Here is a 322-nt window from a genome sequence, read left to right on the forward strand (position 1 = left end):
GGCAGGACGGCCACTGTTACGTTGTCGTGGCCCCCGCCGTCCAGGGCGTGTCCGAGCAGGACACGCGCCGCGTGCAGGGGCCGGGCGGCGGCGTCGGCGGGCAGCACCGCCGCCATCTCCTCGGCGCCCTCGGCGTAGTTCCACAGCCCGTCGGTGCAGACGAGGACCACGCCCGGCCGGTCCGGTTTGAACGCGGCGGTGTGCGGTTCCAGTTCGTAGGCGTCGGCGCCGAGCCAGCCGGTGATCGCGTGGGCCCGCTCGTCGGCGTAGGCCTCGGCTTCGCCCATGAGGCCCGCGGCGACCATCTGCGCGGCCCAGGAGT

General features: G+C 74.8%; 1 protein-coding gene. It reads right to left on the minus strand.

Going from position 1 to position 322, the window contains the following annotated elements:
• The coding region (locus ACLZOT_RS51155; protein ID WP_416976138.1) for a PP2C family protein-serine/threonine phosphatase at positions 1-322 on the minus strand (322 nt) is incomplete at both ends.

It is taken from the genome of Streptomyces sp. 4F14 (assembly GCF_048159485.1).
Lineage (GTDB): Bacteria > Actinomycetota > Actinomycetes > Streptomycetales > Streptomycetaceae > Streptomyces.